14 protein-coding genes are annotated in these 21,353 nt (G+C 61.7%); 2 read left to right on the top strand and 12 right to left on the bottom strand.

The features are described 5' to 3' along the window. Nucleotides 1-93 precede the first annotated feature (93 nt). From QK296_RS04210 to pilM, 9 genes are all read right to left on the bottom strand, one after another. Complete coding sequence (locus QK296_RS04210) at nt 94-1,512, bottom strand: FAD-dependent oxidoreductase (protein ID WP_282390627.1); 1,419 nt, start codon at nt 1,510-1,512, stop codon at nt 94-96. 32 nt (nt 1,513-1,544) lie between these two features. After that, a complete protein-coding gene (gene gltB, locus QK296_RS04205; protein WP_282390626.1) occupies nt 1,545-5,990 on the bottom strand; it encodes a glutamate synthase large subunit in 4,446 nt (1,481 codons plus the stop codon). 352 nt (nt 5,991-6,342) lie between these two features. After that, complete coding sequence (locus QK296_RS04200) at nt 6,343-7,920, bottom strand: AAA family ATPase (protein ID WP_057709582.1); 1,578 nt, start codon at nt 7,918-7,920, stop codon at nt 6,343-6,345. Nucleotides 7,921-7,929: 9 nt separating this feature from the next. Then, the gene (gene aroB, locus QK296_RS04195; RefSeq protein ID WP_032893944.1) at nt 7,930-9,030 is read right to left on the bottom strand and encodes a 3-dehydroquinate synthase; all 1,101 of its coding nucleotides are present in this window, start codon (nt 9,028-9,030) and stop codon (nt 7,930-7,932) included. Nucleotides 9,031-9,156: 126 nt separating this feature from the next. Next, nucleotides 9,157-9,675 (bottom strand): shikimate kinase AroK, encoded by a 519-nt coding sequence (gene aroK / locus QK296_RS04190; RefSeq protein WP_003187914.1) that lies wholly within the window; start codon nt 9,673-9,675, stop codon nt 9,157-9,159. 4 nt (nt 9,676-9,679) lie between these two features. Next, nucleotides 9,680-11,005 carry a type IV pilus secretin PilQ family protein gene (locus QK296_RS04185; RefSeq protein ID WP_032900361.1) on the bottom strand — a complete coding sequence of 442 codons (1,326 nt, stop codon included), beginning with the start codon at nt 11,003-11,005 and terminating at the stop codon, nt 9,680-9,682. 69 nt (nt 11,006-11,074) lie between these two features. Next, a complete protein-coding gene (locus QK296_RS04180; RefSeq protein WP_034134709.1) occupies nt 11,075-12,046 on the bottom strand; it encodes a pilus assembly protein PilP in 972 nt (323 codons plus the stop codon). Beyond that, nucleotides 12,043-12,594: a PilN domain-containing protein gene (locus tag QK296_RS04175; protein ID WP_003187909.1), complete on the bottom strand. Its 552-nt coding sequence runs from the start codon at nt 12,592-12,594 to the stop codon at nt 12,043-12,045. Before QK296_RS04175 ends, QK296_RS04180 begins: the two co-directional genes overlap by 4 nt. Beyond that, a complete protein-coding gene (gene pilM, locus QK296_RS04170; RefSeq protein ID WP_282390625.1) occupies nt 12,591-13,247 on the bottom strand; it encodes a type IV pilus assembly protein PilM in 657 nt (218 codons plus the stop codon). Before pilM ends, QK296_RS04175 begins: the two co-directional genes overlap by 4 nt. A gap of 230 nt (nt 13,248-13,477) precedes the next feature. Here pilM and QK296_RS04165 point away from each other — a divergent pair, with 230 nt between their 5' ends. Beyond that, entirely contained in the window at nt 13,478-15,943 is a 2,466-nt protein-coding gene (locus QK296_RS04165; protein ID WP_003187907.1) for a penicillin-binding protein 1A, read from the top strand. A gap of 213 nt (nt 15,944-16,156) precedes the next feature. On the opposite strand, the gene QK296_RS04160 is transcribed toward QK296_RS04165, so the two are convergent. The 3 genes from QK296_RS04160 to rpmE all read right to left on the bottom strand — a co-directional run bounded on the left by QK296_RS04160 (nt 16,157) and on the right by rpmE (nt 18,659). After that, on the bottom strand, nt 16,157-17,425 hold the full coding sequence (locus QK296_RS04160; RefSeq protein ID WP_003187906.1) for a malic enzyme-like NAD(P)-binding protein: 1,269 nt from the start codon (nt 17,423-17,425) through the stop codon (nt 16,157-16,159). Nucleotides 17,426-17,607: 182 nt separating this feature from the next. After that, entirely contained in the window at nt 17,608-18,414 is an 807-nt protein-coding gene (locus QK296_RS04155; RefSeq protein ID WP_003187905.1) for a thermonuclease family protein, read from the bottom strand. 14 nt (nt 18,415-18,428) lie between these two features. Further along, complete coding sequence (gene rpmE / locus QK296_RS04150) at nt 18,429-18,659, bottom strand: 50S ribosomal protein L31 (protein WP_003187904.1); 231 nt, start codon at nt 18,657-18,659, stop codon at nt 18,429-18,431. Between the two features lie 356 nt (nt 18,660-19,015). On the opposite strand from rpmE, the gene QK296_RS04145 reads away from it, so the two are divergent. After that, nucleotides 19,016-21,235 carry a primosomal protein N' gene (locus QK296_RS04145; RefSeq protein WP_003187902.1) on the top strand — a complete coding sequence of 740 codons (2,220 nt, stop codon included), beginning with the start codon at nt 19,016-19,018 and terminating at the stop codon, nt 21,233-21,235. The last annotated feature ends 118 nt before the right edge of the window (nt 21,236-21,353 follow it).

Raw genomic sequence — 21,353 nt, 5'->3', positions numbered from 1 at the left:
GATCGTTAACGCCTCCTGTGACGCTCCGCGTCATGCTGTTCGGGACGCGGAGCGTCCCTGGCGGCATTCCCACGCGGAGCGTGGGAACGATCATCAGACTTGCAGGTAGTCCAGGATGCCTTCGGCGGCGTTACGGCCTTCGAAGATCGCGGTGACCACTAGGTCCGACCCGCGCACCATGTCGCCACCGGCGAAGATTTTCGGGTTGCTGGTCTGGTGCTTGTACTGGCCTTGTTCCGGGGCTACAACGCGGCCCTGGCTGTCGGTCTGGATTTCGAACTGCTCAAACCACGGCGCCGGGCTTGGGCGGAAGCCGAAGGCGATGACCACGGCGTCGGCCGGGATGATCTCTTCGGAACCCGGGATCGGCTCGGGGCTGCGACGCCCACGGGCATCCGGTTCGCCGAGACGGGTCTCGACCACCTTCACACCTTCCACACGGTCTTCACCGACAATAGCGATCGGCTGGCGGTTGTAGAGGAATTTCACGCCTTCTTCCTTGGCGTTCTTCACCTCTTTGCGCGAGCCGGGCATGTTGGCTTCGTCACGGCGATAAGCACAGGTCACCGACTTGGCGCCCTGGCGGATCGAGGTGCGGTTGCAGTCCATCGCGGTGTCGCCACCGCCCAGCACCACGACCTTCTTGCCCTTCATGTCGACGAAGTCTTCCGGCGACTTTTCAAAGCCCAGGTTGCGGTTGACGTTGGCGATCAGGAAGTCGAGCGCGTCATACACGCCCGGCAAGTCCTCACCGGCAAAGCCGCCCTTCATGTAGGTGTAGGTGCCCATGCCCATGAACACCGCATCGTATTCGGCGAGCAGTTGCTCCATGGTGATGTCTTTGCCGATCTCAGTATTGAGGCGGAACTCGATACCCATGCCGGTGAACACTTCACGACGGTGGCTCAATACGGTTTTTTCCAGCTTGAACTCGGGGATACCGAAGGTCAGCAGGCCACCGATTTCCGGGTTCTTGTCGAACACCACCGGGGTCACGCCGCCACGCACCAACACGTCAGCACACCCAAGGCCCGACGGGCCTGCGCCGATGATCGCGACGCGCTTGCCAGTCGGCTTGACCTTGGACATGTCCGGGCGCCAGCCCATGGCGAACGCCGTATCGGTGATGTACTTCTCCACCGAGCCGATGGTTACCGCGCCGAAACCGTCGTTGAGGGTGCAGGCCCCTTCACACAAGCGGTCTTGCGGGCACACCCGGCCGCAGACTTCCGGCAGGGTGTTGGTCTGGTGCGACAACTCGGCGGCGGCGAGGATGTTGCCCTCGGCCACCAGTTTGAGCCAGTTGGGAATGAAGTTGTGCACCGGGCACTTCCATTCGCAATACGGGTTACCGCACCCCAGGCAGCGGTGGGCCTGGTCGGCCGAGTGTTGGGGTTTGAAGGGTTCGTAGATCTCCACGAACTCTTTCTTGCGTTGACGCAACAGTTTCTTCTTCGGATCTTTGCGCCCGACATCGATGAACTGGAAGTCGTTATTCAGACGTTCAGCCATGTTAAAACCTCATCAAACTGTTCAGACGCATATCACTGCGGGTTGGCACGGATGCTGGAAAGCAACGATTTCAGGTTGGCAGCCTTGGGCTTGACCAGCCAGAAACGACGCAGGTAATCATCGAGGTTTTCGGCGAGGTTGCGACCCCATTCGCTGCCGGTTTCCTCGACGTACTCGTCCAGCACGTGCTGCAAGTGGTTCCGGTAGGATTCCATGGCTTCGCCGCTGATGCGCTGGATCTCGACCAACTCGTGGTTGACCTTGTCGACGAAGGTGTTGTCCTGGTCGAGCACGTAGGCGAAACCGCCGGTCATGCCCGAACCGAAGTTGTAACCGGTCTTGCCCAGTACTGCGACAAAGCCTCCGGTCATGTACTCGCAGCAGTGATCGCCAGTGCCTTCCACCACGGTGTGGGCACCGGAGTTACGCACGGCGAAACGCTCACCGGCAGTACCTGCGGCAAACAGCTTGCCACCGGTGGCGCCGTACAAGCAGGTGTTGCCGATGATGGCACTGTCCTGGGTCTTGTACACGCTGCCAGCCGGCGGGACGATGACCAGCTTGCCGCCGGTCATGCCCTTGCCCACGTAGTCGTTGGCGTCGCCTTCCAGGTACATGTGCAGGCCACCGGCGTTCCACACGCCGAAGCTCTGGCCCGCAGTGCCCTTGAAGCGGAAGGTAATCGGCGCTTTCGCCATGCCCTGGTTGCCGTGCTTGCGCGCGATTTCGCCGGAGATGCGTGCGCCGATGGAACGGTCGCAGTTGCAGATATCCAGCGCGAATTCGCCACCGCTGGCGTCGTTGATCGAGGAGCCGGCCATTTCGACCATTTTCTCGGCCAGCAGGCCTTTGTCGAACGGTGGGTTGCGGTCCACCTGGCAGAATTGTGGCTTGTCTGCCGGGATGTGATCGCTGCCCAACAGCGGCGTGAGGTCCAGATGTTGTTGCTTGGCGGTCTGGCCTTCGAGGATGTCCAACAGGTCGGTGCGACCGATCAGCTCTTCCAGCGAACGTACGCCCAGCTTGGCCAGCCACTCACGGGTTTCTTCGGCGACGTAGGTGAAGAAATTCACCACCATGTCGACGGTGCCGATGTAGTGATCCTTGCGCAGTTTTTCGTTCTGAGTCGCTACGCCGGTAGCGCAGTTGTTCAGGTGGCAGATACGCAGGTATTTGCAGCCCAGGGCGATCATGGGCGCAGTGCCGAAGCCGAAGCTTTCGGCGCCGAGGATCGCGGCCTTGATCACATCGAGGCCGGTTTTCAGGCCGCCGTCGGTCTGTACTCGCACCTTGCCGCGCAGATCGTTGCCGCGCAGGGTCTGGTGGGTTTCGGCCAGGCCGAGTTCCCAGGGTGCGCCAGCGTACTTGATCGAGGTCAGCGGCGAAGCGCCGGTGCCGCCATCGTAGCCGGAGATGGTGATCAGGTCGGCATAGGCCTTGGCCACACCGGCGGCAATGGTGCCGACGCCGGCTTCTGCCACCAGTTTCACCGAGACCAGGGCCTGCGGGTTGACTTGTTTGAGGTCGAAGATCAGCTGCGACAAGTCTTCAATCGAGTAGATGTCGTGGTGCGGCGGTGGCGAAATCAGGGTCACGCCCGGTACGGCGTAACGCAGCTTGGCGATCAGGCCGTTGACCTTGCCGCCTGGCAGTTGACCACCCTCACCCGGCTTGGCGCCTTGGGCCACCTTGATCTGCAGCACCTCGGCATTCACCAGGTACTCCGGGGTCACGCCGAAACGGCCGGTGGCCACCTGCTTGATTTTCGAGCTTTTGAGCGTGCCGTAGCGCGCCGGGTCTTCACCGCCTTCGCCGGAGTTGGAACGCGCCCCCAGGCGGTTCATGGCTTCGGCGAGGGCTTCGTGAGCTTCCGGCGACAAGGCACCCAGGGAAATACCAGCGGAGTCAAAGCGCTTGAGGATCGACTCCAGCGGCTCGACCTGGCTGATGTCCATCGGCGTGTCCAGGGTCTTCACCTTGAACAGGTCGCGGATCATCGACACCGGGCGGTTATCCACCAGGCTCGTGTATTCCTTGAACTTGGCGTAGTCGCCCTGCTGCACAGCGGCTTGCAGGGTGTTGACCACGTCCGGGTTGTAGGCGTGGTATTCACCACCGTGCACGAACTTGAGCAGGCCACCTTGCTGAATTGGCTTGCGCGCGCTCCAGGCTTCGGCGGCCAGGGCTTTCTGTTCGGCTTCGATGTCGACGAAACGCGCGCCCTTGATGCGGCTCGGCACGCCACGGAAACTCAGCTCGCAGACTTCTTCGGACAAGCCGATGGCTTCGAACAACTGCGCGCCGCGGTACGAGGTGACGGTGGAGATGCCCATCTTCGACAGGATCTTCAGCAGGCCCTTGGTGATGCCCTTGCGGTAGTTCTTGAACACCTCGTAGAGGTCGCCCAGCACTTCACCGGTACGGATCAGGTCACCCAGCACTTCGTACGCCAGGAACGGATACACCGCCGAAGCGCCGAAACCGATCAGCACCGCAAAGTGATGCGGGTCGCGGGCGGTGGCGGTTTCCACGAGGATGTTGGAGTCGCAGCGCAGGCCTTTTTCGGTCAGGCGGTGGTGCACCGCACCGGTCGCCAGGGACGCATGGATCGGCAACTTGCCCGGCGCGATGTGGCGGTCGGTGAGTACGATCTGGGTACGACCGGCACGCACAGCTTCTTCAACCTGGTCAGCAACGTTACGCACCGCGGCTTCAAGGCCCAGGCTCTCGTCGTAGTTCAGGTCGATGATCTGGCGGTCGAAGCCTGGACGCTCCAGGGTCATCAGCGAACGCCACTTGGCCGGGGAAATGACCGGCGAGCTGAGGATCACGCGGGAGGCATGCTCAGGCGATTCCTGGAAGATGTTGCGCTCGGCGCCGAGGCACACTTCCAGGGACATCACGATGGCTTCACGCAGCGGGTCGATCGGTGGGTTGGTCACCTGAGCGAACTGCTGGCGGAAATAATCGTACGGCGTGCGCACGCGCTGGGACAGCACGGCCATTGGCGTGTCGTCGCCCATGGAGCCGACGGCTTCGTAGCCTTGCTCACCGAGGGGGCGCAGCACCTGGTCGCGCTCCTCGAACGTGACCTGGTACATCTTCATGTATTGCTTGAGCTGGTCGACGTCATAGAAAGCCGAACCGTGGTCGTTGTCTTCCATGGTCGCCTGGATGCGCAGGGCGTTCTTGCGCAGCCATTGCTTGTACGGGTGACGCGACTTCAAACGGTTGTCGATGGCGTCGGTGTCGAGGATCTGCCCGGTTTCGGTGTCCACGGCCAGGATCTGGCCAGGGCCGACACGGCCTTTGGCGATCACGTCTTCCGGCTTGTAGTCCCACACGCCGATTTCCGAGGCGAGGGTGATGAAACCGTTGGTGGTGGTCACCCAACGCGCCGGGCGCAGGCCGTTACGGTCGAGCAGGCACACCGCGTAGCGGCCGTCGGTCATGACCACGCCGGCCGGGCCGTCCCACGGCTCCATGTGCATCGAGTTGTACTCGTAGAACGCACGCAGGTCCGGGTCCATGGTCTCGACGTTCTGCCACGCAGGCGGAATGATCATGCGCACGCCACGGAACAGGTCGATGCCGCCGGTAACCATCAGCTCAAGCATGTTGTCCATGCTGGAGGAGTCGGAACCCACGCGGTTGACCAGCGGGCCGAGCTCTTCGAGGTCCATCAAGTCGTTGGCGAACTTGGTGCGCCGGGCCTGGGCCCAGTTGCGGTTGCCGGTGATGGTATTGATCTCGCCGTTGTGGGCGAGGAAGCGGAATGGCTGGGCCAGCGGCCATTTCGGCAAGGTGTTGGTGGAGAAGCGCTGGTGGAACACGCAGATCGCGGTTTGCAGGCGCTCATCGCTCAGGTCTGGATAGAAGGCGGTGAGGTCCGCCGGCATCATCAGGCCTTTATAAATGATGGTCTTGTGGGAAAAGCTGCAGATGTAGTGGTCGGTGTCGGCGGCGTTGAGCACCGACGAACGACGACGGGACGTGAACAGCTTGATCGCCATGTCCTGGTCGCTCAGGCCATCGCCTGCGATGAACACTTGTTCGATCTGCGGCAGGCGCTCCAGGGCCAGGCGGCCGAGCACGCTGGTGTCGATGGGCACTTTGCGCCAGCCGACGATCTGCAGGCCGGCGGCGGCGATCTCGCGGTTCATGTTCTCGCGAGCGGCTTCGGCTTTTACCGGGTCCTGGTTGAAAAACACCATACCCACGGCGTACTGCTTGGGCAGTTCAACCGCAAATTGCTCTTTAGCGACAGCGCGCAGGAACTGGTCGGGCTTTTGAATCAGCAAGCCACAGCCGTCACCGGTCTTGCCGTCGGCGTTGATCCCACCGCGGTGGGTCATGCAGGTCAGGGCCTCGATGGCCGTTTGCAAAAGGGTATGACTGGGTTCGCCCTGCATGTGGGCTATCAGGCCGAAACCGCAGTTATCCTTGAATTCATCGGGTTGGTACAGACCTGCTTTCATAGACACTTTCTCACCAGGCTGCCTCTTTTACCGAGGCAAATTTCTTTTCAATTCAACCGGTTACCTTCCACGCCGAACGTACGCCGGCTTAGCGGGGGCAAAAGGGAGGTCATTGTACACACCGACACAGACGCTCACAAATTTAGCGACGAAATGTCGCAAATCTATGTCGCATTTATGAAAGGTTTAAAGCGATATGCTGTGCTAGTCAAAACTTTTTTAATTCTGACCGCTACGACTCAAAAGCTACTGTGGCGCAGACACCACAAAGCGCGCGGCCTGTAAGGGCAGCACGCACTTGCGGATTTTTTTGAGGTGCCGGGAGGGCGGCCTGGGTAAGGCCGCCGGATCTTCAGCGAGTTGCTGCCAGTTCTTGTTGAACGCTGGCAACAGTGCGAGGCCAAGGTTTACCAGCCTGAACCTTCGCTGGCAAGGCTTTGATGGCAGAATCGGCTGCGGCGCGGCTTGGGAAGCTGCCGTAGGTGATCACGTAGAGAGGCTTGCCGTTGAGCACTTTCTTGAAATAACGGTACTGGCCGCCCTGCTCTTTGACGAACGCCTGAGCGTTGGCTTCGGAGCTGGTGCCGAGGATCTGTACCACAAAGTTGCCGGTAGGCTGGCTGCTGTACCAGCTGCTGCCAGCAGCGCCGGCCTTGGCAACGGTGGCGGCTGGTTTTTCCGCAGGCTTGGCGGCGGGTGCTGGTTTGGCGGCCGGCGCCGGTGCGACAGGCTTGGTAACCGGAGCAGGCTTGGCAGTGGCAACGGTCGGCGCCGGGGTCGGAGCTGGCTTGGCGACCGGAGCAACCGGCGTCGCTGGCACACCGGCCGGTACGCCTGCAGGTGGTGCGGTGGTGGTCACGGTCGGCGGCGTAGCGCTGGAGCCTTCCACCGGCACGCCATCGTCACCTTCGGAGATGCCGCCAGCTTCTTCGGCCAGCGGGCCGCGCATCACAGGTTGGCCGACCATCGGCAGGTTGGTCGGTTGGCCGGAGTTGGCAAATTCGACGTTTGGCGTGGGCTTGCCCAGTGGCAACTGCGCCTGTTCGGTTGGCGCGCCGGTGGTTGTCGGTGCTTTGTTACGGCCCGGGATCAACCAGGCGGCGGCAACAGCGACCACGACAACGGCGGAAATAGCCAATACGTGCTTCTTAGGCATAGTGAACCCCATCTTTGGACGCTTGACCGCAGAGCGGCTGGCAATCATGGCTTCGATCATGGCATCGCGGGCAACCTGGTTGATGTTTCCAGGCCAGCCATCGGAGCTTTCGTGAATATCAGAGATCTGCGCAGCGGTGAAAAGTTCGATACCCGCCCCGGCGCCTTCAAGGCGCTGTGCCAGGTATTCGCGGGTTTCTTCCTCTTCGTACGGCTGCAACTCGATGACGTGGAACAGCTCCTGCTCACCACTGATCTGCTCCAGATCGGCGATCAGCGACGACTCACCGAACAGGAACACATGCGGGCGACCTTCCGGCGTACCCGCCGCCAGCGCCAGCAGCGCTTCGAGGGCGGACTCGTCGAGCTGCTCGGCATCGTCTACCAGCAGGTAGACTTCCTGGCCGGTCAGGCCCAACTGCACCACTTGCTTGAGAATCGCGTTCGGCTCGGCATTGGAGACGTCCAACGCCTGCGCCACCTGGCGCAGTACGCCGGCCGCATCACCGGCACCGCGGGCCGATACCACCACGCTCTGCACCGATTGTTTGTTGGTGCTGGCCACCAGCGCCTGGCGCAGCAAGGTCTTGCCGCTGCCCAGAGGGCCGGTGACCACCAGCAGCAACTGGCTGTAGCGCGCGAGGTGATGCAACTGCCCAAGCACCGGTTTGCGCTGGGCGGGGAAGAATTTGAAACCCGGCACCCGTGGAGCAAAGGGGTCGTGGCTCAAGTGGTAATGGCCGAGGAACGCCTCGTCGGCATGCAAACTAGTCATCGGGTCTTATTAACCTTTGAGCTGGGCCAGGGCGCGGTAATCCGCTCCCAGCGTGGCCTGTAGAATCTCTTTTGGATAATCGTCGGTCACCACGGCTTCGCCCATGTGGCGCAGCAGTACCAGTCGAAGTCGACCGTCGATCACTTTCTTGTCTATCGCCATATGTTCAAGGAAATCCGCCTCGGTCATCTCCGCAGGCGGAACAACCGGCAAGCCGGCGCGCTGGAACAGGCGGATGCCGCGATCACGCTCTTGGGCGCTGATCCAGCCCAGGCGCTGCGACATCTCCAATGCCATCACCGTGCCAGCCGCTACGGCTTCCCCATGCAACCACACACCATAGCCCATGTGCGTTTCGATCGCATGGCCGAAGGTGTGGCCCAGGTTCAGCGTGGCCCGCACGCCGGACTCGCGCTCGTCGGCATTGACCACCAGCGCCTTGGCCGCGCAGGAGCGGGAAATCGCTTCGGTGAGCGCCACCTGGTCGAGGCCGCGCAAGGCGTCCATGTGCTCTTCCAGCCAGGTCAGGAACGGCTCATCGCAGATCAGCCCGTACTTGATGACTTCCGCCAGGCCCGCCGACAACTCGCGCGGCGGCAAGGTGTTGAGGGTAGCGGTGTCGATCAGCACAGCTTGGGGCTGATAGAACGCGCCGACCATGTTCTTGCCCAGCGGGTGGTTGATACCGGTCTTGCCACCCACCGACGAGTCGACTTGGGACAGCAAGGTGGTCGGCACCTGGATAAAGTCCACGCCGCGCTGGTAGCAGGCCGCAGCAAAACCGGCCATATCGCCAATCACACCGCCGCCCAGGGCGACCACGGTGGTTCGACGGTCATGGCGCGCGGTCAGCAGGCCATCAAAGATCAGTTGCAGGGTTTCCCAGTTTTTGTGGGCTTCGCCGTCAGGCAACACCACGGAGATCACCGAGTACGCCGCCAGGCTGCGGCTCAAACGCTCAAGATACAGCGGCGCAACCGTTTCGTTGGAGATGATCGCCACCTGCCGGCCGGCAATATGCGGCGCAAGCAGTTCGGGCTGGTCCAACAGACCTGCGCCAATGTGGATCGGGTAGCTGCGCTCGCCTAGATCGACCTTAAGTGTCTGCATGTGTCCCCGCGTTGAAGATGGAGTGACGACCGGCACTGTCGATATCTCGACACCGCTTGGTGGCTCTACGCCATACCTTACAAGGTGATGGCGCGCCGCCGAGAATAGCGCATTTCGGGCCAGGCTTTAACGGGGTGGCAACCGTTGCAGGCGCTCAAGGATGTCGAGTACGACCATCCGAGGTGGCCGCTCATCGGTTTCTACCACCAGATCGGCGATTTCCCGATACAGCGGATCGCGCAGCGCCAGCAGGTCCCGCAGGGTTTTGGCCGGGTCGGCGGTGCGCAGCAACGGGCGATTGCGATCACGGGCGGTACGGCCCACCTGCTGCTCGACGGACGCGTGCAAATACACCACCCGACCACCGGCATGCAGCGCCCGACGGTTTTCATCGCGCATGACAGCGCCACCGCCGGTCGCCAATACCACGCCATCGCAGCCGCACAGCTCGGCAATCATCGCCTGCTCGCGGTCACGAAAGCCCAGCTCGCCTTCTTTATCGAAGATCCATGGGATATTGGCACCCGTGCGCAATTCAATTTCCTTGTCGGAATCTTTGAATGGCAGGCGCAGCTCTTTGGCCAGCAAACGGCCGATGGTGCTTTTTCCAGCCCCCATCGGCCCTACAAGAATCAAATTTCGCACAGAATCAACGACTCACAGCAATCGCCTGGTTATTCATGATACGCGGAGTCAGGAATACCAGCAGCTCGGATTTTTTCTCCGCCAGCACATCGCGCCGGAAAAGGCGGCCAAGATACGGCACATCGCCCAAAAATGGCACTTTATCTACCACTTTGCTTTGGGTATTGGAGAAAACCCCGCCAATGACGATGGTCTCGCCATCCCTGACCAGAACCTTAGCGTTGACCTCGTTTTTCTTGATCGGCGGCACGTCATTGAGGCGGTTCAGGTAGTCGGGCTCATCCTTGGTGACCTTGACCGCCATGATCACATGGTCGTCGGGGGTGATTTGCGGCGTGACTTCAAGCGACAGCGAAGCCTCTTTGAACGACACCGAGGTGGCGCCCTGGGAGGTGGATTCCTGGTAAGGAATCTCGGTGCCCTTGAGGATGCGTGCAGTCTCTTTGTCGGAGGTGACGACCTTGGGCTGCGAGACGATCTCACCGTTGCCGGTTTTCTCCATGGCAGTCAGCTCAAGGTCCAGCAACAGGTTGTCGGTGATATAGGCGATCCCCAGGCCCGAGGTTCCGGCCAGCGCCCCCAAGTCGACAAAGGGTGAACTGGGCGGGTTTTGCGGCGGCTCGGCGCCGTCTGCCTGCGGCTTGGCAATACCCCCAACGCCGCCGTGGCCGCGTGTGAGCCGCCCACCCCAGCGCACACCCAGGCTTTTGTCGTAGTCGACATTGGCCTCCACAATTCGCGCCTCGATCATGACCTGGCGTACCGGGATATCCAGTTGCGCCACGATGCGCCGCAGTTCTTCGAGCCGCTCGCCAGTCTGGTAGGCAATGATGTTGTTGGTGCGGTCATCCACCGCCACCGAACCGCGCTCATCGGTGGCACCCTCAAAGCCGGTCACCGACTGAAACAGCTTGGCCAGGTCGGCGGCCTTGGCGTAATTGACCTGCAGCAGCTCCCGCCGCAAGGGCGCCAGCTCAGCCATCTGCTTGCGCGACTCCAGCATCAACAGCTCGCGAGCGGCCAATTCATCGGCGGGCGCCACCAGCAGCACGCCCGCCTTGACCCGCTTGTCCAGCCCCTTGGTTTGCAGCACCAGGTCCAGCGCCTGGTCCCAGGGCACATCCTTGAGCCGCAAGGTGATCGAGCCCTGCACCTCATCGCTGGTCACCAGGTTGAGCCCGGCGACATCGGCGATTTGCTGCAATACCGCGCGCAGGTCGATTTCCTGGAAGTTCAGAGTCAGTTTGGCGCCTGTATAGCTGACCGACGAGGCACTGTCGGGCGGCGGCAGTTGGATCAGGTCCAGGCGATTGGGCACAGCAGCAGCCATCGGTGCCGTGAACGCTATCCATAGCGCCACACCGAAGGACGAGAAGGTCCTTTTCATTGTTTGATTCCGTTATGAGTTGACGTTCAGCACAAGGGTTCGCGGGCGTTGCAACCAAGCGCCCTGTCCATCGGGAAACAGCTCCACCAGCTCGACAGCCGCGTCCTGGATGGCCGTGACCTGGCCATGATCCGGCCCCAGGTAATCACCCACCGCCAGTCGATACACCCTGGCTCCAGCGCGCAGCAAGGCGAAAGCCTGCATACCCCTGGACAGCGTGCCGACCATTTCGAACTGTTCCAGGCGCATACCCTCCAACAGCCCCCGTGGCCGGGTGAAATCCGGTGCAAGAGCGGGCCGGCCAGGCACATGGACTGCTTGCAAGGCAGGCGGCTTGAACGGGTCGCGCAGGGACGACGGGGCGTAGACAAATGGCGGCCCGGGATCGAGTACCTGACGGGCCTTGCCGTTTTGCAGGGTGCCACGATAGGTCTTGGCGAGCATGTTCAGACGCAGCAAGGCGCCCTGATGCCCAAGCGTAACGTCCTGCACGGTAACTACCCGAGGCAACCCACCCAAGGCACCGACAAACGTCGCCAGGTCGTGGTAAGCCCCGGAGGCGCTTATCTGCATGGGTTGTTCGATATAAAGCTGCCGAGGTATTTCATCCAGCACACTGATGCCTTCAACCCACACCCCATGGGCAGCCGCCAGCCGGGCGAGGTCTTCCAGCACGGCTGGCACCTCGGGCTCGCCGGGCAATTGCCCGAGAAGGCTGGCAACATTGTCTTCCATGCTTCGCACCTGCTGGGTGCGCAGTTCAAGGCTGGCGGCCAAGCCGGTCTTTTCTGTGAGTTGCTGCTGCAGCGCCTGCTCCCGCGCCTCAAGCCCGTGCAATCGCTCCCGCTGCGGCCCCCCATGCGAAACTTCACCTATCGCCAGCACCACGCCGGCCAGCGCACAGCCGAGCAGCACCTTGCCCGGCAGGGACCATTTAGCAGCGTTGTCAGAGAGCATGGAAAAATCGAGCCTGGGCAGGCTCATGGTTGCGCCTCGCTGGATTCCCCCTGGCGCACCATCAGCTGGAATTCACTTTCACCGCGCGCACCTTCGGCCTGCACGCGCTGCAGGCGGGTCGAACTGGAGCCCTGGGCTGGCTTGAGCTGCTGCATCAAACGGGCGATATCCTGGTTGCTTTCAGCTGTGCCGCGAATGCTGATGGTGTCGCCGTTTGCGACCACCTCATGCAGATGGACACCTTCAGGCACCGCACGAGCCAATTGCTCGAACAATCGAGCCCCGGAAGAGCGGGCATCATGCAGGTCCTGCACCACCTTCATGCGTTCGGCCAGTTGCTGGCTTCGCTCCTGAAGATCGTCGATGGTCTTGATGCGCGAGTCCTGGGTGGCGATGTGCTCTTCCAGGCGGCTGTTGCGGCTTACCTGCCGGTCTATCGCCTGGTCGATCACTTGATCAGCCAACCACAATGCCGCGAGCGCCACGCAGGCGAACGCCAGCAATAGCACCAACAGGTATTTGCGCCTGCGCTGCGCCAGGGCCTGGCGCCAAGGCAAAAGATTGATTCGTGTCATCCAGCGAAACTCCTCAGGGCCAGCCCGCAAGCCACTCCCATCCCTTGGGCATCCAAGGCCCATTGTGCACCATCGACTCTATGACCCGGCGTGAAGCTGGCAAAATCCTGAAGGCAAGCGCGCTGCAATGCAAACCCTTCTACATCGACCACTCGCGGCACCAGCCCCGCCAGGGCCAAAACCGCCTCGCGCGCTTCGACCTGCTCGCGCAGGCACGCCGCCAGCATCACCTCTACCCAATGCGGGCCTTGAGCCGATGGCCCTTGAACCTGAAAGTCGATGGCCACTTCATCCAATGGATAAGGGATGAACTGGTCGGCTTCCATCTGGACCTTCCAGGCCATTTCCTCGTCGCTGAGGCCGGCGTCCATGTCAATCAGCCGGGTAATCACCGACGGGCCTGCAACCGCCACGGCAGCGTATCGGGCCGAGGACCCCAATCTCGACCGCGCCTGTTGCAGCACCCGCCCCACGGTTTCAAGGTCCAGCAGGGTGCCATCGACCACCGCGTGGGGCGGCAAAACTTGCGTGACGTAGCCCTGGACGCTGAAACCGCCGGATGAACGGCCCAGTTCGATCAACTTGATACCGCTGTCATTGATATCGACCCCCAACACCGTGTCGACTTTTCGCCTGAAATATCCCTTTCCCATAAAACTCCCCAAAACTTTCCCTGTCATACCGGCTGTCATCTCGCCTGATTGCTGCCAGGCACCTTGCATTCGGTCGGCTTGTTCAAGGCTCGCGAATGACGCCCCAAGCCGAAAAATGCTTTAATGCCCAGCGTTTTTTCCCGCTTTTTATCTGCTGCCCGGGTCGATCCATCGTTTGCCATGCATGCCCCGACGCGTAACTCTTTCTTTTCTCTGGAAATCCAAAAGCCTTGATTCGTCTGCTGAAGTTTTTCGGGTACTCCATTGTCGCCATCGTCTGCGGGCTGATGCTCGTATTCAGCGGGGCCTACCTCTACCTTAGTCCGGGTTTGCCCTCCGTAGAGGCCCTCAGAAGTATCCAGTTGCAGATTCCTTTGCGGGTCTACAGCAGCGATGAAAAACTGATCGCGGAGTTCGGCGAAATGCGCCGCACACCGATCCGTTTTGCCGACATTCCGCCCAATTTCATCAGCGCATTGCTGTCCGCCGAAGACGATAATTTCGCCAACCACTACGGCGTAGATCCCAGCAGCCTGGTGCGCGCAGCCACGCAATTGGTAAAAAGCGGACACATTCAATCCGGCGGCAGCACCATCACCATGCAGGTGGCGAAGAACTTCTTCCTTACCAGCGAGCGCAGCTTTTCCCGCAAGGCCACCGAAATCCTGCTGGCGCTGCAGATCGAACGCCAACTGACCAAGGATGAAATCCTCGAGCTGTACGTCAACAAAATCTACTTGGGCAACCGCGCCTACGGCATCGAGGCCGCGTCGCAGGTCTACTACGGCAAGTCAATTCGTGACGCCAGCCTGGCGCAAATGGCAATGATTGCTGGCCTGCCCAAGGCGCCGTCGCGCTTCAACCCGCTGGCCAACCCGGCGCGCAGTAAAGAACGCCGCGACTGGATCCTGGGCCGCATGTACAAGCTGGGCAAGATCGACCAGGCCGCTTATGAAAGCGCCGTGGCCGAACCGCTGAATGCCAGCTATCACGTGCCGACGCCGGAAGTGAATGCACCCTATATCGCTGAAATGGCCCGCGCCGAGATGGTCGGCCGTTATGGCAGCGAGGCCTACACCGAAGGTTTCCGCGTGACCACGACGGTGCCGAGCAATTTGCAGGAAATCGCCAACCATTCGGTACATGAAGGCCTGATCACTTATGACCAGCGTCACGGCTACCGCGGCCCCGAGTCGCGCCTGCCGGGCAAGACCCTGAGTGCCTGGACCACCGAATTGGGCAAACAGCGTTCGATCAGCGGCCTGGACCCGGCCATCGTTACCCAGGTATCGAAAGACGGTATCCAAGTGCTGACCCGCTCTGGCGAAGCCCATGTAGCCTGGGACAGCATGAAGTGGGCACGCCCGTTCCTGAACACCAACAGCATGGGCCCGATGCCCAAGCAGCCCTCCGACGTGGCCCAGGTGGGCGATTTGATCCGCGTGCAACGCCAGAAGGATGACAGCCTCAAATTCAGCCAGGTGCCGCTCGCCCAGGGCGCTCTGGTGTCCCTGGACCCGCAGAACGGTGCAATCCGCGCGCTGGTCGGCGGTTTTGCCTTCGAGCAGAGCAACTACAACCGCGCCACCCAGGCCAAGCGCCAGCCAGGCTCCAGCTTCAAGCCGTTTGTCTACAGTGCCGCGCTGGACAACGGCTACACCGCCGCCAGCCTGGTCAACGACGCACCAATCGTGTTTGTCGATGAATACCTGGACAAGGTCTGGCGCCCGAAGAACGACACCAACACCTTCCTCGGCCCGATCCGCATCCGCGAGGCGTTGTACAAGTCGCGCAACCTGGTGTCGATCCGCCTGCTGCAGGCGATGGGCGTAGGCAAGACCATCGACTACATGACGCGCTTTGGCTTCGCCAAGTCTGACCTGCCGCCGAACCTGTCCCTGGCCCTGGGTACCGCAACCCTCACGCCAATGGAAATCGCCACCGGCTGGAGCACCTTTGCCAACGGCGGCTACAAGATCGCGCCGTACCTGATCGATAAGATCGAAAGCCGCAATGGCGACACCCTGTTCACCGCCAACCCGCCACGGGTACCCGGCGATGTGGTCAATGGCGTGGCCGCCACCGACGGGCTCGCAGCACCGAGCAACGGCGGTATCACCATCGAGCCGACGCCAGGCACGCCAGCGGCCGCAAACGCCGGCGCACCCGCTGAACCGCAAGCGCCAGCAGTTGCCGAGCGCATCGTGGATGGCCGTACCACTTATATCCTCAACAGCATCCTGCAAGACGTGATCAAGAAGGGCACCGGCCGCCGCGCACTGGCCCTGGGCCGTGCGGATATCGCCGGCAAGACCGGTACTACCAACGAATCCAAGGACGCCTGGTTCTCCGGTTACAACGGCGACTACGTGACCACCGTGTGGACCGGCTATGACCAACCGGAAAGCCTGGGCCGCCGCGAATTCGGTGGCACCGTCGCCCTGCCGATCTGGATGAGTTACATGGGCGCCGCCCTCAAGGACAAGCCGCTACACACCCAACCGGAGCCCGAAGGCATCCTCAGCCTGCGCATCGACCCGATCAGTGGCCGTGCGGCCTCCCCAAGCACACCGAATGCGTACTTCGAGCTGTTCAAGAGTGAAGACACGCCGCCGTCGGTCAATGAACTGGGCAACGGTGTAGTGCCGGGCAGCCCGCTGCCGGCGGATGAAGGCGCGCCGATCGATTTGTTCTGACCTGATCACGCTGATCGGCCGATCGTTCCCACGCTCCGCGTGGGAATGCATCCTGTGACGCTCTGCGTCACGACCTTAAAAGCCGACGCGGAGCGTCCAGGTGGGCATTCCCACGCAGAGCGTGGGAACGATCAGCCATAGGCGCTCGCTACCCACAAAAAAGCCCCGACTGATCACTCAGCCGGGGCTTTTTTGTGGGTGCGCTACAACAGCTTAGCCGTTGAACACATCATCCACGCTTTGCAGCGGGTAGTTCTTCGGATACGGCAGGGTAGCCACACCAGTCTCGATCGCGGCCTTGGCCACGGCATCGGAGATCAGGGTGATCAGGCGCTTGTCCATTGGTTTGGGAATGATGTACTCACGACCGAATTCCAGCTTGGCGCCACCGTAGGCGTCGCACACGTCCTGAGGTACCGGCAGCTTGGCCAGCTCACGCAGGGCGTTGGCAGCAGCCACTTTCATTTCTTCGTTGATGCGCTTGGCGCGAACGTCCAGGGCACCACGGAAGATGAACGGGAAGCCCAATACGTTGTTGACCTGGTTAGGGTAGTCCGAACGGCCGGTGGCCATGATCACGTCGCTGCGGGTGGCGTGGGCCAGCTCAGGAGCGATTTCCGGATCCGGGTTGGAGCAGGCGAACACGATAGGGTTCGGCGCCATGGATTTGAGGCCTTCAGCGCTCAGCAGGTTCGGGCCGGACAGGCCAACGAACACGTCGGCACCGTCGAGGGCGTCAGCCAGGGTGCGCTTGGAGGACGGGTGGGCGAACATCGCCTTGTACTGGTTCAGGTCGGTACGCTCGGACTGGATCACGCCCTTGCTGTCGACCATGTAGATGTTTTCCAGCTTGGCGCCCATGCTGATGATCAGCTTCATGCAGGAAATGGCTGCGGCACCGGCGCCCAGGCAGACGATTTTCGCCTCGCCCAGGGTTTTGCCAGCGATTTCCAGGGCGTTGATCATGCCGGCTGCGGTAACGATCGCGGTGCCGTGCTGGTCATCGTGGAATACCGGAATGTCGCACTGCTCGATCAGGGCCTTTTCAATCTCGAAGCACTCAGGTGCCTTGATGTCTTCCAGGTTGATGCCACCGAACGTGATGGAAATGCGCTTGACGGTGTCGATGAACGCCTGCGGGCTTTCGGAATCGACTTCGATGTCGAACACGTCGATGCCGGCAAAGCGCTTGAACAGCACGCCCTTACCTTCCATGACTGGCTTGGAAGCCAATGGGCCGAGGTTACCCAGGCCAAGAATCGCGGTGCCATCGGAAATCACTGCAACCAGGTTGCCTTTGCCGGTGTACTTGTACGCCAGCTCTGGGTCACGGGCGATTTCACGTACGGGTTCGGCAACACCAGGGCTGTAGGCCAGCGACAGGTCGCGGGCTGTGGCAGTGGCTTTGGTGAGCTCTACACTCAGCTTTCCTGGACGAGGATTGGCATGGTATTCGAGAGCGGCAGTTTTCAAATCAGACATATCGGCATTCCGCTTTTACTGTTGGTCGACGGACCGCCGAGGATACGCGTGTCGTAAAGTCCCTACAAGACTGGGCAGTCACAGGTGTCAAGGGCCCTGGGCTACGACTTTTGGCCAAGAGCCACGGGATACAAGGGCTCAACTGTTCACAATCGAAATAAAAAATGTCTACAATTTTTTATTCAAAGCGCCGATTTCAGCATGCCAGGGTCGGTTATTGGCAACAGCCAGCGTGCTTGGCCTTTTTTCAGGCTGCCACGGCGGGCGCGATCCTGCACCCAGCCACGCGCCTCCAGGGTGCGGCCTTGCAGACCATTGAGCATGGCCGTATCGAATTGGCTGATCAACTCGGGCGCAATGCGTAATACCAGTGAACCCTGCAGTTCAATCCAGATTCCGCCGCGATTGCGCTCAACCTTGCTGACCCGACCAGCCACCAGGGCAAACCCGGAGCGCTTGAGATTGGCCACGCTTTGCACCGGCGATTGGCGCCACAGGCCGAGCCGTGCCTGGCGAGCGCTGTTTTCGGCCGCCTGCTGGCAGGCAACCAGGTCGACATTCGGCGCGACGCCCACTTGGTACCCCAAGCCCTCGGCCAGCAGTTGCGCCTCCAGGTTCTCGCCATTGGCGCCGTAGAGGTGAGCCAGGGTGCGCCCGTAATGGTCTTTGCCTTCGCGCCCCGGCACCAGGCCGACGCGCCCATCACTGGCCTTGACCAACGCCTGCAGACGCTGGCGCGCGGCGACGGCAAATGGCTCATCAGGGCGGCCCTTCTTGCCGGTTTCCGGCGCGTTGAGGCCGATCATGCGTACGCTGCGACCATCCTTGAGCCGCACCGTGTCGCCATCCACCACACGCTGCACCTCGACCCGGGCGATGGCCGCCGGGGCGGGGCAGAATGCTTGGGCCTGGGCGGTCGCCAACCAAATCCCAGGCACAAAAAAGGCGCCCACAAGGGACGCCTTTTTCAACAGCGGGTAAAAGCCCATAAGGCTCTTGAACCTTACTCTGCTGGAGTAGCAGGCTTCTTGCCGAAAGCACCAAAGCGATCTGCGAAGCGCTGTACGCGGCCGCCGGTGTCCAGAGTTTTCTGCTTACCGGTGTAGAACGGGTGGCACTCGTTGCATACGTCAGTACCCAGTGGCTTGCACAGGTTCGAACGAGTTTCGAACTTGTTGCCGCAGCTGCAGGTAACTACGATGGTTTCGTACGCTGGATGGATATCGGCTTTCATGGCACTTCCTCAGGCTAGCGTGCCGCCACTCGACACTATTGTCGAATACCGCACGTAATTAGGCCGCGGATTCTACCAGACCTTTTTAATCGCGCAAGCGACGGTGATGGCCGAAAACTCCCTTTCATCAGAAATTCCTGGCACTGCGCCGTCAATGTGGGAGCCGGGCTTACCCGCGAAGGCGGTGTGTCAGTCACTGCATTTGTTACTGCACCAGCGCTTTCGCAGGCAAGCCAGCTCCCACAGAAGGCTGAGCCGTCCTGGAGATCCGGTTCCAGTACTGGAGACGTGACAACCCCGGTCTGCTAGGCTCCCGCCCCTGCGCCACCGCTGCCTTAATAGATGAGACTCCTCGCGTGCCCGACGCCATTTTGCGCCTAGCCCTGCCCTCGCCCCTGCGCCGCCTGTTCGATTACCGGGCCCCGCCCGGCGTGTCGCGTGCGCAGTTGCAGCCGGGCATGCGGGTGCGCGTGCCGTTCGGGCGCAGGGAACTGATCGGTATTCTGGTGGAAGTCACCGACCACAGCGAAGTGCCTGCCGAAAAGCTCAAGCCGGCGATTGCCTTGCTCGACGCCACGCCGCCGCTGCCGCCCGCACTGTTCAAGCTGTGCCTGTGGACCGCGCAGTATTACCAACACAGCCTGGGCGATACCTTGAGCTGGGCGCTGCCTGTGCTGCTGCGCCAGGGCGAACTGGCCGAAGCGCGCCAGGAGCGTTTCTGGTCGATGGTGCCCGGCGCACGCCTCGACGACCCGCGCATCGCTCGCGCCCCGCGCCAGCGTGAGGCCCTGGCCACCTTGGCGCAGCATCCCCACGGCGTGGCCCACCAGCTATTAAGCAAGCTGATGCTGAGCAAAGACAGCCTTGACCTGCTGCTGGCCAAAGGCTTGGTGCAGGTGGAAATCCGCAAGCACGCCCCGGACCCGCGCCACGAACATTGGCTGGCCCAGCCGGAGTTGCCGCTCAACCCCGAGCAACGCGCCGCGTATGAGGCGATTCGCGCCGGTTTCGACAGTTTCCACGCGTTCCTGCTGGCCGGCGTCACCGGCAGTGGCAAGACCGAAGTCTATTTGCAACTGATCCGCGAGACCCTGCAGGCCGGCAAGCAGGCACTGGTGCTGATCCCGGAGATCAACCTGGGCCCGCAGACCGTGGCGCGTTTCGAGCAACGCTTCAATGCCCGGATCGCCCTGGTGCACTCAGCGGTCAATGACCGTGAACGCCTGGAGTCGTGGCTGGCGGCGCGGGACGGCGAGGCCGACATTATTATCGGCACGCGCTCAGCACTGTTCACGCCGATGAAAAACCCCGGGCTGATCATCGTCGACGAGGAGCACGATGGCTCCTATAAACAGCAGGAAGGTTTGCGCTACCACGCCCGCGACCTCGCGCTGGTGCGCGCCCGCCAGGAAGACATCCCGATTGTGCTGGGCTCGGCCACGCCGTCCCTGGAAAGTCTGCACAACGCCTACACCGGCCGTTACGGGCTGCTGCGCCTGAACGAGCGCGCCGGCGGCGCCAAACAACCGCGTTTCCTGCGCCTGGACGTGAAAAGCCGCCCGCTGGACAGCGGGATTTCCGGCCCGATGCAACAGGCCATTGGCCAGACCCTGGCCGCCGGCCAGCAAGTATTGGTATTCCTCAACCGCCGCGGCTTTGCCCCGACGCTGCTGTGCCATGACTGCGGCTGGATGTCCGGCTGCGAGCGCTGCGATGCGCGCATGACCGTGCACCAGCGCCACGGCGAGTTACGCTGCCATCACTGCGGCCATGTGGAACGGGTACCGCGCCATTGCCCGCAGTGCGGCAAGGTGGACCTGCGGCCCGTGGGCGCCGGCACCGAGCGCGCCGAAGAACGCCTGGGCATTCTGTTCCCGGATTACCCGGTGCTGCGGGTCGACCGCGACAGCACGTCGCGCAAAGACGCTATGAACCAACTGTTCACCACCATCCACAAGGGCCAACCGTGCATTCTGGTGGGCACGCAGATGCTTGCCAAAGGGCATCACTTCCCACGGGTGACCCTGGTGTCGATCCTGGATGCCGATGGCGGGCTGTTCTCCGGGGATTTTCGCGCCAGCGAACGCATGGCGCAGTTGATTGTGCAGGTGGCAGGGCGCGCCGGGCGGGCCGAAGAGCCAGGCAGGGTGATTATCCAGACGCACCTGGCCGACCACCCGCTGCTGATTCAACTGACGGAACAGGGCTACTTTGCCTTCGCCGAACAGGCCTTGAGCGAACGTCGCGCCGCTGGCCTGCCGCCCTTTGCGCACCTGGCGCTGCTGCGTGCCGAGGCCCACAAGCCCGGTCAGGCCGAAGGCTTTCTTGATGAGGCCTGCAGCGCCGCTGAGCGTTTATTGGGCGAGTTGGCCCTCAGCGGCATCGAATTACTCGGCCCGGTGCCAGCGCCCATGGAGCGGCGCGCCGGACGTTATCGCGCTCAGCTACTCTTGCAGGCAACCTCGCGCGCGCCGCTGCATCGGCTATTAAATCGCTGGATGCTTGAGCTGGAGCAACTGCCCAGCGGCCGGCAGGTGCGATGGTCGTTGGATGTAGACCCGGTAGATTTGTATTGAGGGTAATTACGTCATCGCAGGCAAGCCAGCTCCCACATTATGAAATGTGAATACCCTTAAATGTGGGAGCGGGCTTGCCCGCGAAGAGGCCCGCAGGTCCGCCATATAGTCTGAACGG

The organism is Pseudomonas sp. AL10, from assembly GCF_029960685.1.
GTDB classification, from domain to species: domain Bacteria; phylum Pseudomonadota; class Gammaproteobacteria; order Pseudomonadales; family Pseudomonadaceae; genus Aquipseudomonas; species Aquipseudomonas lactis.
This window is presented reverse-complemented; position numbering and strand designations above follow the sequence as displayed.

Coding starts and splice junctions, on each gene's coding strand:
- QK296_RS04210 (WP_282390627.1), bottom strand. CDS start 1,512: ATGGCTGAACGTCTGAATAACGACTTCCAGTTCATCGATGTCGGGCGC.
- gltB (WP_282390626.1), bottom strand. CDS start 5,990: ATGAAAGCAGGTCTGTACCAACCCGATGAATTCAAGGATAACTGCGGT.
- QK296_RS04200 (WP_057709582.1), bottom strand. CDS start 7,920: ATGACTAGTTTGCATGCCGACGAGGCGTTCCTCGGCCATTACCACTTG.
- aroB (WP_032893944.1), bottom strand. CDS start 9,030: ATGCAGACACTTAAGGTCGATCTAGGCGAGCGCAGCTACCCGATCCAC.
- QK296_RS04185 (WP_032900361.1), bottom strand. CDS start 11,005: ATGGCTGCTGCTGTGCCCAATCGCCTGGACCTGATCCAACTGCCGCCG.
- QK296_RS04180 (WP_034134709.1), bottom strand. CDS start 12,046: ATGAGCCTGCCCAGGCTCGATTTTTCCATGCTCTCTGACAACGCTGCT.
- QK296_RS04175 (WP_003187909.1), bottom strand. CDS start 12,594: ATGACACGAATCAATCTTTTGCCTTGGCGCCAGGCCCTGGCGCAGCGC.
- pilM (WP_282390625.1), bottom strand. CDS start 13,247: ATGGGAAAGGGATATTTCAGGCGAAAAGTCGACACGGTGTTGGGGGTC.
- QK296_RS04160 (WP_003187906.1), bottom strand. CDS start 17,425: ATGTCTGATTTGAAAACTGCCGCTCTCGAATACCATGCCAATCCTCGT.
- QK296_RS04155 (WP_003187905.1), bottom strand. CDS start 18,414: ATGGGCTTTTACCCGCTGTTGAAAAAGGCGTCCCTTGTGGGCGCCTTT.
- rpmE (WP_003187904.1), bottom strand. CDS start 18,659: ATGAAAGCCGATATCCATCCAGCGTACGAAACCATCGTAGTTACCTGC.